A 15,656-nucleotide genomic window follows, 5' to 3' on the forward strand; every position below is an offset into this window, starting at 1 on the left:
GGGACGACACCAGCTCACTTGCGCCCGAGGACACCGGGGACCCCGGGGGCGCCGACCAACCGAGGATCGAGTCTTGACTGACCAGCTGCGACTGATGGCCGTCCATGCCCATCCCGACGACGAGTCGAGCAAGGGCGCGGCCACCATGGCCAAGTACGTGTCCGAGGGGGTGGACGTGCTGGTGGTGACCTGCACCGGCGGGGAACGCGGCTCCATCCTCAACCCCAAGCTCCAGGGCGACACGTACATCGAGGAGAACATCCACGAGGTCCGCCGCAAGGAGATGGACGAGGCCCGCGAGATCCTCGGGGTCAAGCAGGAGTGGCTCGGCTTCGTCGACTCCGGACTGCCGGAGGGCGACCCGCTGCCGCCGCTGCCGGAGGGCTGCTTCGCCCTGGAGGACGTGGACCACGCGGCCGGGGAACTGGTGAAGCAGATCCGCGCCTTCCGTCCGCAGGTGATCACCACCTATGACGAGAACGGCGGCTACCCGCACCCCGACCACATCATGACCCACAAGATCTCGATGGTGGCGTTCGAGGGTGCGGCGGACACGGAGAAGTTCCCGGAGGACGTGTACGGCCCGGCGTACCAGCCGCTGAAGCTGTACTACAACCAGGGCTTCAACCGTCAGCGGACCGAGGCGCTGCACAAGGCGCTGCTCGACCGGGGGCTGGAGTCCCCCTACGGCGAGTGGCTCAAGCGGTGGGACGAGTCGGACCGGCCCGAGCGCACGCTGACCACGCACATTCCGTGCGCCGAGTTCTTCGAGATCCGCGACAAGGCGCTGATCGCGCACCGTACGCAGATCGATCCGGACGGTGGATGGTTCCGGGTGCCGCTGGAGCTGCAGAAGGAGGTCTGGCCGACGGAGGAGTACGAGCTGGCGAAGTCGCTCGTCGATACCTCCCTCCCCGAGGACGACCTCTTTGCGGGCATCCGCGACAATGCCTGACATGAGCGCAAGCATGAGCCTGGCCGTGACGCACCTGCTGCCCGTCGCCGCCGACAGCTTCGACAAGGACAAGGTGACCCCCGGCGTCCTCGGCTTCATCGTCTTCGCGGCGATGGCGCTGGCGGTGTGGGCCCTGATGAAGTCCATGAGCAAGCACATGCGCAAGGTGGACTTCCAGGAGGCGCCGGAGAGCGACTCCTCGGGCACCAAGGGCACGCCCTCCGGGAAGATCGAGCCGCAGCAGGGCTGAGCGGGCGCCGCCGGCGGGGCCGGTCGCAGCCCGGCCGACCGGACTGCGTACGGCAGCCCCGGCCGGCCGGGCCGCGCACGACAGCCCGGCCGGGAGAGGCGCCCCCGGCCGGCTTCGGTCAGTTCTCCGTCGGGACCGTCACGCCCATCACCTCACGGGCGTGGCGGTCCGGAGTCATGCCCAGGCGCCAGGCCTGCCAGCCCGCCTCCAGGGTGATGCCGCGCTCCAGCAGCAGCTGGTACGCCTCCAGGTAGTCGTCCAGTTTCCCGTCCCGGCCCGGATGGGTGGCGCGGGCCAGCTGGGCCAGCTCCTCCTGCGCGACCGCCGTACCGACCTCCACACCGCCGGGAGCGGCGTACGGCAGCAGCGTGCAGCGCAGGAAGCGCGCCCAGTCCTCGCCGCGCCGGTCACCGTAGGAGGCGAACAGGGCGGCGGCCTCGTCGCACAGCGCCAGCGCCTGCGGGGTGCGCGCGTTGCCCGCGTCCACCACCGCCAGCTCCAGGCACGTCCACGCCTCGCCGTGGGCGACGCCGATGCGCTGGAAGTCGGCGCGGGCGTCCACCAGCAGCTGCCGGGCGAACCCGGAGTTGCGCAGGCTGCCCGTCTGCGCCGCCCGCTGGTCCCGCGTGACCCGCGCCGAGTGGTGCCGGGCGCACGCCAGGCCGTACACGTCCCGCATCCGGGAGAACATCGTCCGGGCCCGTTCCAGCTCGCGTACCGCGCGGTCCAGGTCGCCGGACTCCTCCAGCGCCTGGCCCAGGTAGTACAGCGTCCACGCCTCGCCGCGGGCGTCCTCGTTGTCCCGGTGCCGGGAGGCCGCCCGGCGCAGCGCGTCCACCGCCTCGGCGGCGTCCCCGTCGACGAGCCGGGCGCGGGCCAGCTGGGTCATCGCCCACGCCTCGCCGCGCGCGTCGCGGGTCCGGCCGTACAGCTCCAGCGCCCGGCGCAGGTCGCCGTCCGCGCGCGGTACGTCCCCCATGCGCAGCCCCAGCTGGCCGAGCTGGAAGTGGGCCCACGCCTCGCCGTGCACGGAGCTGCCCTCGCGGTGCAGCACCAGGGAGCCCTCCAGCAGGGCCAGCGCCTCCGCGAGCCGGCCCCGGTCGCGTTCGACGGCGGCGAGCGCGTGCATCGTCCAGGCCCGGTCCGTCGCCAGGTCCGGGGCCTCCTGCATCTGGAGCGCCTCGCGCAGCTTGGCGGCGGCCTCGGTGAGGTTGCCCTGGTGGTGCAGGGTGATGCCGAGGGAGCACAGGGCGCGCGCGGCACCCGCGTCGTGGTGCGCCTCCAGGTACAGGTCGACCACGGACGTCAGCGTGGTGCGCGCCTTGTCCAGCTCGCCGAGCTGGCGGGCCGCGATGCCGGTGCGCCACTGCACGGAACGGATCAGCAGCCCCTCATCGACGCTCTGCGCCAGCTCGCTGATCTCGCCGAGCCGGTACAGGTCGCCGCGCAGCAGGCAGTAGTCGCACAGCGCGCCCAGCAGGTTCAGCACCGCCCGCTGGTCGACGCCCTCGGCGTGCCGGAGCGTGGCGGTGATGAAGCTGGACTCGTCGTCCAGCCAGCGCAGCGCCTCGTCCAGCGAGGTGAAGCCGTGCGGGCTGAACCGGTCCGAGCGGGTGGAGACGTTGCCGTCGACCAGCCGCAGCACCGAGTCGGCGAGGTCGGCGTAGCTGAGGATCAGCCGTTCCTGCGCGGCCGCGCGCTCGGCGGGGTCCTCCTCGTCCATGAGGCGGGCCTGCGCGAAGGAGCGCACCAGGTCGTGGAGCCGGTAGCGGCTGCCGCGCACATGGTCGATCAGGCCCGCCCGGGCGAGGGAGGTCAGATGCCGGGTGGCCTCCGTGCGGTCGGTGGACAGCAGCGCGGCGGCCGCGGCCGCGCCGAGGGAGGCCCGGCCGGCCAGCGCCAGGCGGCGCAGCAGCCGCCGCGGCTGCTCGTCGAGGTCGGTGTAGCGCAGCCACAGGGCCCGCTCGACCGGTTCGACCGGGCCGTACGCGCCGAGGTCGCCGGCCAGCTGCCGCGGTGAGCGCGGGCCGAGCGCGGAGCCGGCGACGCGCAGCGCCAGCGGCAGCGCGCCGCACAGCTGCCGGATCCGGTCGGTGGACTCGGCGTCGTACGGCCCGGAGCTGTCCTCGGCCGTGGCGCCGAGCAGCTCCTCCGCGCCGGCCGCGTCGAGCGCCTCGACGGGCAGGTGGTGCACCCAGGCGTCGAGACCGGCGGGCAGCTGGAGGGGCTGCCGTGCGGTGACCAGGACGAGGCTGTCGGAGTGCTCGGGGACGAGGGCGCGCACCTGCTCGGGGTCGCCGGCGTCGTCCAGGATCACGGTGACGGGCACCCCGGTCAGATGCCGGTGGTAGAGCTCGCCGAGCCGCTTGATCTGCTGGTCGGGGGAGGAGCGCTCGCGGAAGAGCAGTTGCTCGCGGGGCGCGCCGAGCCGGTTGAGCAGATGCAGCAGCGCGTCCCGGGTGGGCAGCGGGGGCTCGCCCGCGCCGTCCCCGCGCAGGTCGACCACGCACGCCCCGCGGAACTGGTCGCGGACATCGTGCGCGGCGCGTACGGCGAGGGTGGTGCGGCCGCTGCCGGGCACGCCGTGCAGGACGACGACGACCGGCCTGGTCCGGGTGCCGGCCCGGGCCGCCTGCACCCACTGCCGGATCCGCGCCAGCTCCGCCCGGCGCCCGGCGAAGGCTCCGTCCGCGTCCGGGAGGTGGCCGAAGGACTGCTCCAGCGCCGTCCGCCCGCGGGCGGCCGCGCTCTTGTCGGCGCCGCGCAGCTGCGGGCCGGCCGTTTTGCCGACCGGGCCGGTGGAGGCGGCCAGCACCCGCTGCTGGTCCAGGAAGGGGCGGATGCCGCGCACTTCCAGCGCCGTCAGCCACTGCAGGCGCAGCTGCTCGGGCCCGCCGGGCTGGCCGACGGCGCCGGCGCGGTGATGGGCGGCGGGCAGGTGCGCGCCGGCCGCCTTGACCACGGTCGCCGCGGCGCCGACCACACCGGCGGTCACGCCGGCGCCGAGGGCGGTGCCGGCGTCGGTGCCCAGGGCCAGGTCGGCGACCCCCGCGGCGACTGCGGCAACGGCCGCCACCAGCAGGGGAGTTGTACCGCCCTGCTGGGCGTAGCGCTGTCTGAAGCCCAGCCGTCCGGCCTCGGCCTCGTCCAGGGCGCGGGTGTAGGCCGCGTACTCCTCGCCCGCCGTCCGGGCCATGGCCTCCAGTGAGGCCCGCGCCCGCCCGAGCAGCACCTGGCCGTCGGTGCGCCCTCCGGAGCGCCGTACCTCCTCCTCCACGGCCCGGGCCAGCAGCCGCTCGGCCTCCGCGCGGTGCGCGTCACGCATGCCTCGTCCCCCTCCGACGGCAACTCCCTTGCCCATGAGTGTCCTTCGCGGCGGCCGTCAGCGCGAGGGGTGGTGCCGATCACGCGCCGGCCCGGCCATGACGCGCCCGGCCGCACGGCGGACCGAGGCGCCGCCGTCGGCCGTCCGGGCCCCGCGCCCGGAGGTCCGGCCGGAGGCGTCTGTGCGCAGCAGGACGGGACGCAGCTCGCGCAGAGTGCCGTGGATTGACATGTGCACGCCCTGTCCGCGCGCCGGTCAGCGCGATACGGCAGGACCTCGTGATGCGCGCCCCGCCCGGGGTACTGCGGCAGGATGGACACCATGCCGAACCGACTGGCGCATGAGACGTCCCCGTACCTCCTCCAGCACGCCGACAACCCGGTCGACTGGTGGCCCTGGTCCGCCGAGGCCTTCGAAGAGGCGCGCAAACGGGGCGTCCCGGTGCTGCTGAGCGTCGGATACAGCAGCTGCCACTGGTGTCACGTCATGGCGCACGAGTCGTTCGAGGACCAGGCCACCGCCGACTACCTCAACGCGCACTTCGTCAACGTCAAGGTCGACCGCGAGGAACGCCCCGACGTGGACGCCGTCTACATGGAGGCCGTGCAGGCGGCCACCGGGCAGGGCGGCTGGCCGATGACCGTGTTCCTCACCCCCGACGCCGAGCCGTTCTACTTCGGCACCTACTTCCCGCCCGCGCCCCGGCACGGCATGCCGTCCTTCGTGCAGGTGCTGGAGGGCGTGCACCAGGCGTGGACCGACCGCCGCGACGAGGTCGCCGAGGTCGCCGGGAAGATCGTGCGGGACCTGTCCGCGCGGGAGATCTCCTACGACGCCGTCGACGCGCCCGGCGAGCAGGAGCTGGCACAGGCGCTGCTCGGGCTCACCCGGGAGTACGACCCGCAGCGCGGCGGGTTCGGCGGGGCGCCGAAGTTCCCGCCGTCCATGGTGATCGAGTTCCTGCTGCGCCACCACGCGCGCACCGGCTCCGAGGGCGCCCTGCAGATGGCGCAGGACACCTGCGAACGGATGGGCCGCGGGGGGATCTACGACCAGCTCGGCGGCGGCTTCGCGCGCTACTCCGTCGACCGGGACTGGACGGTGCCGCACTTCGAGAAGATGCTGTACGACAACGCCCTGCTGTGCCGGGTGTACGCCCACCTGTGGCGCGCCACGGGCTCCGAGCTGGCCCGCCGGGTCGCCCTGGAGACCGCCGACTTCATGGTCCGCGAACTGCGCACCGCCGAGGGCGGTTTCGCCTCCGCGCTCGACGCCGACAGCGACGACGGGACCGGCAAGCACGTCGAGGGCGCCTACTACGTGTGGACGCCGCAGCAGTTGCGCGAGGTGCTCGGCGAGGAGGACGCCGAAGCCGCCGCGCAGTACTTCGGCGTCACCGAGGAGGGCACGTTCGAACAGGGCTCCTCCGTCCTGCAACTCCCGCAGACGGAGGGCGTGTTCGACGCCGGGCGGATCGACGGCATCAAGCGGCGGCTGTTCGACGCCCGTGCCCTGCGGCCCGCCCCCGGCCGGGACGACAAGGTCGTCGCCGCCTGGAACGGCCTCGCGATCGCCGCGCTCGCCGAGACCGGCGCCTACTTCGACCGCCCGGACCTCGTCGACGCCGCGCTCGGCGCCGCCGACCTGCTGGTCCGGCTGCACCTGGACGACCATGCCCGGCTCGCCCGCACCAGCAAGGACGGCCGCGCCGGCGCGCACACCGGCGTCCTGGAGGACTACGCCGATGTCGCCGAGGGCTTCCTCGCGCTCGCGTCCGTCACCGGCGAGGGCGTCTGGCTCGACTTCGCCGGCATCCTCCTCGACCACGTGCTGGCCCGCTTCACCGACCCGGAGACCGGCTCCCTGTACGACACCGCCTCCGACGCCGAACAGCTGATCCGCCGGCCGCAGGACCCGACGGACAACGCGACGCCCTCCGGCTGGACCGCGGCGACCGGTGCCCTGCTGAGCTACGCCGCTCACACCGGCTCCGAGCCGCACCGGGCCGCCGCCGAGAAGGCCCTCGGCGTGGTGAAGGCGCTCGGCCCGCGCGTGCCCCGCTTCATCGGCTGGGGCCTCGCCGTCGCCGAGGCACGCCTCGACGGCCCGCGCGAGGTGGCGGTCGTCGGCGCCTCGACCGACGACGCGGACGCCCGGACCCTGCACCGCACGGCCCTGCTCGGCACGGCCCCGGGCGCGGTCGTCGCCTACGGCACCCCCGGCAGCGACGAATTCCCGCTCCTCGCCGACCGCCCCCTCAGGGACGGCGCCCCGACGGCGTACGTCTGCCGCAACTTCACCTGCGACGCCCCGACCACCGACCCGGCCCGCCTGCGAGCGACCCTGAACGGCTGAACGACGCGCACGCTCGCGGCGGGCGGCCCGGAGCGGGGTTCCGCGAGCGTTGCCGCGGCGCGGGCGGCAACAGCACGCGCGCGTGCCCTCGGCGCCCCCGCTCCCGGAGCGCGGACGCAATGGCACGCGTGCACGAGGGGCGCCCGGGACCGCCGCGCCGCCCGCCCGGCGCTCGGCAACGCCCGCGCGTGCGTGCCCCCACGGCGCCGAGCCGCCGCCGTACCGCCGTCCGCCCGGCGGCCTCGGAGCCGGCCGTGCTTCCGTCCGCCGCTGGCGTGCGCTGCGCCGAGCCACCGCCCCCCCGTCCGGAGGCCTCGGCGCGCGCCGCGCTCCCGTCCGACCGTGGCGTGCGCTGCGCCACCCGCGGCGAGCGGCTCCGGGCCCCCGGCCCGCCCCCGGGCGTACGCGCCGCCCGGCGCTCGCCGCCCGCCCGAGGCGGGCCCGCCGTTCCGAGCCGCCCGCCCGTCCCCGGCGTACCCGCCGAAGAAGCCCCGCCGCCCTGGGAGGGCGGAGCCCGGCCCGTTCCGCACGCGCGGGCGCTCGCCGCCCGCCGTTCCGAGCCGCCCGCCCGTCCTCGGCGTACGCGCCGAAGAAACCCCCGCCGCCCGCCCCGCCGGGGCGGAACCCGCCCCGTTGCGCACGCGCGTGTGTCCGTCACTGGCGCGTCGGGGGGTGTTCATCTGTGGCCCATCGACAGGGCCCTCGGTCGTCAGGGGCCGCCGTTAGCTTCGGCGGCTGGGCGCGATGGAAGTGACCGCTGTCGCGTACCGGGGGTTCAGGGATTCGGGAGATCGCCCTGCCCAAGGGCGAGCTGCCGTACGCGCGGCCACGGCTCGCTCCTCCTCACGACGACCCGGGAGGCGTCCGATGACCCATGAGTACACCGTGCCCGCCCCTGATCTCGGCGCGGCCGAACTGCCCGAGCCCGGCGCCGTCACCATCGTCGTACCGACCTTCAACGAGTCGGCGAACATCCGGCAGCTGCTGCACCGCATCACCGAGTCCGTGCCCGCCCGCCTGCCCTGCGAGGTCGTCTTCGTGGACGACTCCACCGACGACACCCCGCAGGTGATCGCCGACGCGGCCCGCGACTGTCCCTTCCCGGTGACCGTGCTGCACCGCGACGACCCGGCCGGCGGGCTCGGCGGCGCGGTCGTGGAAGGGATCAAGGCGGCCGGCGCGGACTGGATCGTCGTCATGGACGGCGACTGCCAGCACCCCCCGCACCTGGTGCCGGAGCTGGTCGCCACCGGTGAGCGGACCGGCGCCGCCCTCGTCGTCGCCTCCCGCTACACCGCCGGCGGCAGCCGCGCCGGACTCGCCGGCGGCTACCGCGTGGCCGTCTCACGGGGCGCGACGTGGCTCACCAAGGGTCTCTTCCCGCGCCGCCTGCGCGGCATCAGCGACCCCATGAGCGGCTTCTTCGCCATCCGCCGCAGCGCCGTCACCGCCGACGTCCTGAAGCCGCTCGGCTACAAGATCCTCCTCGAACTCGCCGTCCGCAGCCGCCCCGAGCGGGTCGCCGAGGTGCCGTTCGTCTTCGAGGAGCGCTTCGCGGGCGAGTCCAAGTCGACGGCCCGCGAGGGCCTGCGCTTCCTGCGCCACCTCGCCGGGCTGCGCACCGACGCACCGCTGGCCCGCATGATCGGCTTCGGGCTGATCGGGGCGAGCGGCTTCGTTCCCAACCTCGCCGGACTGTGGGCGCTCACCGCGCTCGGCGTGCACTACGTCCCGGCGGAGATCATCGCCAACCAGTTCGGCGTGGCCTGGAACTTCCTGCTCATCGAGCACCTGCTGTTCCGCGAGCGGCGCGCCCACCGCCGCTGGTGGGACCGGCTCGGCCGGTTCGCGCTGCTCGCCAACGCCGACCTGGTGCTGCGCATCCCGCTCATCGCGCTGTTCGTACGCCACCTCGGCATGGGCCCGCTGACCGCGACCGCGCTCGCGCTGCTCACGACGTTCGTCCTGCGGTTCGCCGGCACCGAGGCCCTGGTGTACCTGCCGCGCCGCCGCTCCGGACGACGCGCCCCGCACAGCAGCCGCGGCTGAACCCGGCCAGGACCTTCAGCCGCGACTGAACCGGGCCAGGGCGTTCAGCCGCGGCTGAACTCCGCCAGGGCACGCTCCACGATGGCCTCCAGCTGCTCGTGGTGCGCGCCCTTCCAGTAGGCGCGCCCGCACTCCCCGCACTGCGCGAACACGTCGTACGTGCGATGCGTGCCCTGTTCCAGCTGGTCGGCGACCTCCTCCTTGGTGGCCCGGCGCAGCAGGCCGTTGCACGCGGTGCACCGGGTCCAGGGCCGCAGTTCGGGGCGGAAGCGGTCGAGCACGTCGCGGAGCTGGTCGTCGGGCCGGGTGCTGTAGACGAACGCGCCCGCCCACAGCTCGCGGCGGCGCAGCAGCCCCCGGTCGCGACTGAGCATCACCCGCTGCTCGGCGGCGGAACGCGCGGCCAGCGCCGGGTCGCCGATGTCGGTGGACTCGTACGCCGTGTCCACGCCGAGCAGACGCAGCCGGCGGGCGAGGGTGCCGAGGTGCACGTCGAGCAGGAAACGCAGCGGGGCGCCGGGGACCCGCTGGGGTCGTTCGACGGCGCGGACCGTGACCCGGTCGCCCGGCGAGGGGACGTACGACACCGGCACCTCACGGCCGTCCACGGCCAGCGCGCCGACCTCGGTCAGCGGAACGCCGAGCGACTCCACGACATGGCCGAGCGACGAGACGCCGTCGACGGAGGCGGCGCTGGCTCCCCGGCGCCGTGCCTGCGGGACGAACAGATGCAGCTCGGGGGCGAACTCGACGTGGATCTCGGCTGTGTTCACCTGGTCAGGATGGCATGGAGGGCGTGGCCGCCTCCCGCGGATTTTCCTGCGACGGCCGCCCGCGCGTCCGGCGACCGGCGACGGCCGGCTCGCGCATCCGGCGGACCCGCGCCCCGGGCCCGGCGACGAGCCGGTGCGGACCGGGGCGACGAGAAGGCGCGGGCCGGGCGACGAGCCGGCGCGGGCCGGGGCGAGGCGGGCGGACCCGGACCGTCCCCGGGCCGGAGACCGCCCCGCACCTCATCTCGCGCGCGCCGGCAGCCCGTGTTCCAGGACGTCGAACGCGCGGTCGACGAGGGTCGTGAGGTCGCCGTGGAAGCCGTTCTCGGCCCAGTGCAGGGACGCCTCCATCAGGCCGCCCATCAGGGACGTCGCGAAGACCCGCACCTCCAGGGCGTCCGGGGCGAGGCCGGTGCGTTCGGCGAGGGCCCGGCACAGCAGCCGGCCGGTGGCGGAGGCGTTCTCCATCATGCGGGCGCGCACCGCCGGCACCTCGGCCATCAGCGCCGTCCGCAGGCGGGTGACCTCGGGCTCCTCGCGAAGCCCCGTGCCGACGGCCGTGTGGATCACCGACCGCAGGGACTCCATCGGCGGCTCGTCGAGCGGGCGGGCCCGCAGCTGTTCCAGCAGGACCGCGTCGTACTCGTCGGTGAGGACGATGTCCTCCTTCGCCGGGAAGTAGCGGGAGACGGTCGACGGGGAGACCTCGGCGCGCTCGGCGATCTGCTCGACCGTCGTGGCCTCGTATCCCTGCTCGCGGATCAGCCCGTAGGCGGCGGCGCGGATCGCCCGGCGGGTCTTGATCTTCTTGCGCTCGCGCAGCCCCGGTCGTGGGCGGTCGGCGGGGGTGGGGGAGGGTGCGGCCGTCATGGTCGCCATTGTCGGACACGGCCCGCGGGCGGATACCCGCCCGCGGGCCGTGGTCCGGACGTCGGGTCACGTCACGCGTGCTGGTACGCCACCAGCGAGATCCCCACGTAGTGCGTGATGAACGCGGCCAGGGTGAAGGAGTGGAACACCTCGTGGAAGCCGAACCAGCGCGGGGACGGGTTGGGCCGCTTGATGCCGTAGATGACGCCGCCGGCGCTGTAGAGCAGGCCGCCGACGACGACCAGGACCAGCACGGCGATGCCGCCCGCGCGCATGAAGTCCGGCAGGAAGAAGACGGCGGCCCAGCCCATCGCGATGTAGCAGGGGGTGTAGAGCCAGCGTGGCGCGCCCACCCAGAAGACGCGGAACACGATGCCGGCGGCGGCCGCCGCCCAGATGCCCCACAGCAGCCACTGGCCCTTGGCGCCGGGCAGCAGAAGCATGGTGAGCGGCGTGTAGGTGCCCGCGATGATCAGGAAGATGTTGGCGTGGTCCAGCCGGCGCAGGACGCCGTCCATGCGCGGGCTCCAGTTGCCCCGGTGGTACAGCGCGCTCACGCCGAAGAGCAGGCACGCGGTCAGGGCGTAGATCCCGCAGGCGATGCGGCCGCGGGTGGAGTGGGCCAGGGCGGTGAGGACGAGACCTGAGATCAGGGCGGCCGGGAACATGCCGAGGTGCAGCCAGCCGCGCAGCTTGGGCTTGAGCGGCTGGGCGAGCGAGTGCGCGAGCTGGTGTGCCATCGAGGGCACGGATGAGTGCGGGGCGGGACCGCGGCCGGCGGCCTGCGCGTCCGTGGGCGCGTCGGAGGCGGACGGAGTCATGGGCCGCATGGTACCCACGCGCCCGTAAGTCAGGCGTCAGCGCGGGGTCCTGGGCCGGTGCGGGCAAAAAGTCCTTCAGGTTAAGCCAAGACGCACACAAAGGGAACGTAAACCCGCCGGATAACCGTGGCATTCCTCACGCCGCTCACCTGTGAGGTCCCCTGGACATATGGGCGGTCGGGTCGGATACGATCAAATGAGTGCGGTCGGCACCGGATGAGCAGCACTCAAGCGTCCGGGTCGCAGCCCCCACGGGGCCACAAGGACAAAATCCCTCACTTAGGAGCAACCGTGGCGCGCGACAACTCGGCTTCCAGCGTTCCCACCAACCATCAGGAACTGATCTCGTGGGTGAACGAGATCGCCGAACTGACGCAGCCGGACAACGTGGTCTGGTGTGACGGGTCCGAGGCCGAGTACGACCGCCTCTGCGAGGAACTGGTCGCCAAGGGCACCTTCAAGAAGCTCGACCCGATCAAGCGCCCGAACTCCTACTACGCGGCCTCCGACCCGACCGACGTCGCGCGCGTCGAGGACCGCACCTTCATCTGCTCCGAGAAGGAGGAGGACGCCGGCCCCACCAACCACTGGAAGGCCCCCGCCGAGATGCGGGAGATCTTCAGCGGTGAGAAGGGCCTGTTCCGCGGCTCCATGCGCGGCCGCACGATGTACGTCGTCCCCTTCTGCATGGGCCCGCTCGGCTCCCCGCTGTCCGCGATCGGCGTCGAGATCACCGACTCCGCCTACGTCGCCGTCTCCATGCGCACGATGACGCGCATGGGGCAGCCGGTCCTGGAGGAGCTCGGCTCCGAGGGCTTCTTCGTCAAGGCCGTCCACACCCTCGGCGCCCCGCTGGAGGAGGGCCAGGAGGACGTGCCGTGGCCGTGCAACTCCACCAAGTACATCTCGCACTTCCCCGAGTCCCGTGAGATCTGGTCCTACGGCTCCGGCTACGGCGGCAACGCCCTGCTCGGCAAGAAGTGCTACGCCCTGCGCATCGCGTCCGTCATGGCCCGCGACGAGGGCTGGCTCGCCGAGCACATGCTGATCCTCAAGCTGACCCCGCCGCAGGGCGAGTCCAAGTACGTCGCCGCCGCCTTCCCGAGCGCCTGCGGCAAGACCAACCTCGCCATGCTGGAGCCCACGATCTCCGGCTGGACCGTGGAGACCATCGGCGACGACATCGCCTGGATGCGCTTCGGCGAGGACGGCCGCCTGTACGCGATCAACCCCGAGGCCGGCTTCTTCGGCGTCGCGCCCGGCACCGGTGAGCACACCAACGCCAACGCGATGAAGACCCTGTGGGGCAACGCCGTCTTTACCAACGTCGCGCTCACCGACGACGGCGACGTGTGGTGGGAGGGCATGACCGAGGAGCTCCCGGCCCACCTGACGGACTGGAAGGGCAACGACTGGACGCCCGCCTCCGAGACCCCGGCGGCCCACCCCAACGCCCGCTTCACCGTGCCGGCCTCGCAGTGCCCGATCATCGCGCCCGAGTGGGAGGACCCCAAGGGCGTCCCGATCTCCGCGATCCTCTTCGGCGGCCGCCGCGCCAGCGCCGTCCCGCTGGTGACGGAGTCCTTCGACTGGAACCACGGCGTCTTCCTCGGCGCCAACGTGGCCTCCGAGAAGACCGCCGCCGCCGAGGGCAAGGTCGGCGAGCTGCGCCGCGACCCCTTCGCGATGCTGCCGTTCTGCGGCTACAACATGGGCGACTACATGGCCCACTGGGTCGACGTGGCCAAGGACAAGGACCAGTCCAAGCTGCCGAAGATCTACTACGTCAACTGGTTCCGCAAGAACGACGAGGGCAAGTTCGTCTGGCCCGGCTTCGGTGAGAACTCCCGCGTCCTGAAGTGGATCGTGGAGCGCCTGGACGGCAAGGCCGAGGGCGTCGAGACGCCGATCGGCATCCTGCCGACGAAGGACGCCCTGGACACCGACGGCCTGGACCTGGCCGACAAGGACCTGGACTTCCTGCTCACCGTCGACAAGGAGGTCTGGCGCGAGGAGGCCGCCCTGGTCCCCGAGCACCTGAACACCTTCGGCGACCACACCCCGAAGGAGCTGTGGGACCAGCACCGCGCTCTGGTCGAGCGCCTGGGCTGAGCCCCTTCCAAGACCCCGCGGCCGGCTGAACCGACTGTGCCCTGACCATCTGCATCGTCACGGCCGGCCGCGGAGCACACCGGCGAGGCAGCGCACAACGGCGTGCGCGGCCCCGGGCCTGCCGTCACCGCCCCGTCCGCCCCGACGACGGCGAAGACGGCAGGCCCTCGCTGTTTCCCCCACCCTTTGACGTCCTCGGCGTCCGCAAGCCGAAGGGGCGCGGGGAACTGCGCGAGCAACCACCCCGTACCCGCCCGTGCGAGACGCCATCGGGCCCCGCGGCGAACAGGCGCCCCGCGGCAAGCCGACGCAGTGATGTGGCTCCCGGTCCGCGCGTCGCTGCAATGGCACGCGGACCGGGGCCGATCAGGGGGAGCCGCGGAGGGCTCAGTGGGACGCCAGCTCGCGCGGCTCCAGCGCCGCCGCGTGGAAGTCCATCTGCTGGGCGGCCAGGATCGCCGCGGCCGTGTCGGCCCGCGACGCGGCGACGACCAGCGCGCGCCCGGCGAGGGTGTGCGCCCGCTCGTGCAGGGCCCGGGCGTCACCGGCGCCCGCCTCCGCGGACACGGCGCGCACCGGCGCACCGCTTCCCCGCAGCCGGGCCACCTGCGCGGCGAGCCGCTCAGCGGCGGCGTCCAGGTCGGTCGAGGGCGTCAGCGCGCGCAGTTCGTCCGTGACGGCGAGCAGCGCGGCGAGATGGCCCGCGAGCTGGAACTCCAGCTCCTCCTCGCGGGAGCGGTGGGGGAAGTCCGAGGGCGTGCCGGCCATCGTGCCGTGGACGGACCGACTGGAGGAAGTGGTGCGGATCGGTTCGTACATGGATGGCCTCCCGAGTGCTTCGGGAAGCCATCCTAGCTTAGATTCTGTCTAAAGTTGAGTCGTTCACAAAAGCGGACGCTGTGCACACCCAGGGTGACGTCAGTGCTGGCCGTAGCCGTCGAGGAAGCGTCCGATGCGCCCCACGGCGTCCCTCAGGTCGGTCACCGACGGCAGGGTCACCACCCGGAAGTGGTCGGGCTCGGGCCAGTTGAAGCCGGTGCCCTGCACCACCATGATCTTTTCCTGGCGCAGCAGGTCGAGGACCATCCGCCGGTCGTCCTTGATCTTGAAGACCTTGGGGTCGAGGCGCGGGAAGAGGTACAGCGCCCCCTTCGGCCGGACGCATGTCACGCCCGGGATCTGGGTCAGCAGCTCGTACGCCGTGTCGACCTGCTCCTTCAGCCGGCCGCCCGGCAGTACCAGGTCGTTGATCGTCTGCCGTCCGCTCAGCGCGGCGACCACACCGTGCTGGCCCGGCATGTTGGCGCACAGCCGCATGTTCGCGAGGATCGTCAGGCCCTCGATGTAGGAGTCGGCGTGGGCGCGCGGCCCGGAGATCGACATCCAGCCGACGCGGTAGCCGGCCACCCGGTACGCCTTCGACATGCCGTTGAAGGTGAGGGTCAGCAGGTCGGGGGCGACCGCGGCGGTCGGGGTGTGCGTGGCGCCGTCGTAGAGGATCTTGTCGTAGATCTCGTCGGAGCAGACCAGCAGGTTGTGCCGGCGGGCGATGTCCGTGAGCCCCTTGATCACGGCCTCGTCGTAGACGGCGCCCGTGGGGTTGTTGGGGTTGATGATGACGATCGCCTTGGTGCGGTCGGTGACCTTGCGCTCGACGTCGGCGAGGTCCGGCATCCAGTCGGACTGCTCGTCGCAGCGGTAGTGCACGGCGGTGCCGCCGGACAGGGACACGGCGGCGGTCCACAGCGGGTAGTCCGGCGCGGGGACGAGTACCTCGTCGCCGTCGTCGAGCAGCCCCTGCATCGCCATGACGATCAGCTCGGAGACGCCGTTGCCGATGAAGACGTGCTCGACGTCGGTCTCGATGCCGAGGGTCTGGTTGTGCATGACGACCGCACGGCGGGCCGCCAGCAGCCCCTTGGCGTCCCCGTACCCGTGCGCGGTGGAGACGTTGCGGAGGATGTCCTCCAGGATCTCGGGCGGGCACTCGAAGCCGAAGGCGGCCGGGTTGCCGGTGTTCAGCTTGAGGATGCGGTGACCCGCCGCCTCAAGCCGCATGGCCTCCTCGAGAACCGGGCCCCGGATCTCGTAACAGACGTTGGCGAGCTTGGTCGACTGGATCACCTGCATGTCAAGGAGCTTACGG

11 protein-coding genes are annotated in these 15,656 nt (G+C 73.1%); 5 read left to right on the top strand and 6 right to left on the bottom strand.

The genetic code is table 11. The features are described from left to right. The first annotated feature begins 94 nt into the window (after positions 1–94). On the top strand, positions 95–955 hold the full coding sequence (gene mca, locus AB0E88_RS24820; RefSeq protein ID WP_361634460.1) for a mycothiol conjugate amidase Mca: 861 nt from the start codon (positions 95–97) through the stop codon (positions 953–955). After that, on the top strand, positions 948–1,205 hold the full coding sequence (locus AB0E88_RS24825; protein WP_361634285.1) for a hypothetical protein: 258 nt from the start codon (positions 948–950) through the stop codon (positions 1,203–1,205). Before mca ends, AB0E88_RS24825 begins: the two co-directional genes overlap by 8 nt. A gap of 118 nt (positions 1,206–1,323) precedes the next feature. Here AB0E88_RS24825 and AB0E88_RS24830 read toward each other — a convergent pair whose 3' ends face one another. After that, a complete protein-coding gene (locus AB0E88_RS24830) occupies positions 1,324–4,530 on the bottom strand; it encodes a tetratricopeptide repeat protein (protein WP_361634288.1) in 3,207 nt (1,068 codons plus the stop codon). 321 nt (positions 4,531–4,851) lie between these two features. Between AB0E88_RS24830 and AB0E88_RS24835 the strand changes: the two genes are divergently transcribed. Continuing rightward, entirely contained in the window at positions 4,852–6,885 is a 2,034-nt protein-coding gene (locus tag AB0E88_RS24835) for a thioredoxin domain-containing protein (RefSeq protein WP_361634291.1), read from the top strand. Positions 6,886–7,752: 867 nt separating this feature from the next. Further along, positions 7,753–8,934: a glycosyltransferase family 2 protein gene (locus AB0E88_RS24840; protein ID WP_361634294.1), complete on the top strand. Its 1,182-nt coding sequence runs from the start codon at positions 7,753–7,755 to the stop codon at positions 8,932–8,934. A gap of 44 nt (positions 8,935–8,978) precedes the next feature. Here the strand turns inward: AB0E88_RS24840 and AB0E88_RS24845 are convergent, their stop codons facing one another. From AB0E88_RS24845 to AB0E88_RS24855, 3 genes are all read right to left on the bottom strand, one after another. After that, positions 8,979–9,707 carry a Mut7-C RNAse domain-containing protein gene (locus tag AB0E88_RS24845; RefSeq protein ID WP_361634297.1) on the bottom strand — a complete coding sequence of 243 codons (729 nt, stop codon included), beginning with the start codon at positions 9,705–9,707 and terminating at the stop codon, positions 8,979–8,981. A gap of 240 nt (positions 9,708–9,947) precedes the next feature. Beyond that, positions 9,948–10,586 (bottom strand): TetR family transcriptional regulator, encoded by a 639-nt coding sequence (locus tag AB0E88_RS24850; RefSeq protein ID WP_361634300.1) that lies wholly within the window; start codon positions 10,584–10,586, stop codon positions 9,948–9,950. Positions 10,587–10,648: 62 nt separating this feature from the next. Then, positions 10,649–11,407, bottom strand: coding sequence for a hemolysin III family protein (locus tag AB0E88_RS24855; protein ID WP_361634303.1), 759 nt, complete (start codon positions 11,405–11,407; stop codon positions 10,649–10,651). A 282-nt stretch (positions 11,408–11,689) separates the two neighbouring features. Here AB0E88_RS24855 and AB0E88_RS24860 point away from each other — a divergent pair, with 282 nt between their 5' ends. Continuing rightward, on the top strand, positions 11,690–13,510 hold the full coding sequence (locus AB0E88_RS24860) for a phosphoenolpyruvate carboxykinase (GTP) (protein ID WP_361634306.1): 1,821 nt from the start codon (positions 11,690–11,692) through the stop codon (positions 13,508–13,510). Between the two features lie 387 nt (positions 13,511–13,897). Here AB0E88_RS24860 and AB0E88_RS24865 read toward each other — a convergent pair whose 3' ends face one another. Both AB0E88_RS24865 and AB0E88_RS24870 read right to left on the bottom strand, forming a co-directional pair. Next, positions 13,898–14,329 carry a hypothetical protein gene (locus AB0E88_RS24865; RefSeq protein WP_361634309.1) on the bottom strand — a complete coding sequence of 144 codons (432 nt, stop codon included), beginning with the start codon at positions 14,327–14,329 and terminating at the stop codon, positions 13,898–13,900. A 99-nt stretch (positions 14,330–14,428) separates the two neighbouring features. Then, complete coding sequence (locus tag AB0E88_RS24870) at positions 14,429–15,640, bottom strand: pyridoxal phosphate-dependent aminotransferase (RefSeq protein WP_361634312.1); 1,212 nt, start codon at positions 15,638–15,640, stop codon at positions 14,429–14,431. Positions 15,641–15,656: the final 16 nt, after the last annotated feature.

The sequence above is a fragment of the Streptomyces sp. NPDC028635 genome, assembly GCF_040637635.1.
GTDB lineage: Bacteria > Actinomycetota > Actinomycetes > Streptomycetales > Streptomycetaceae > Streptomyces.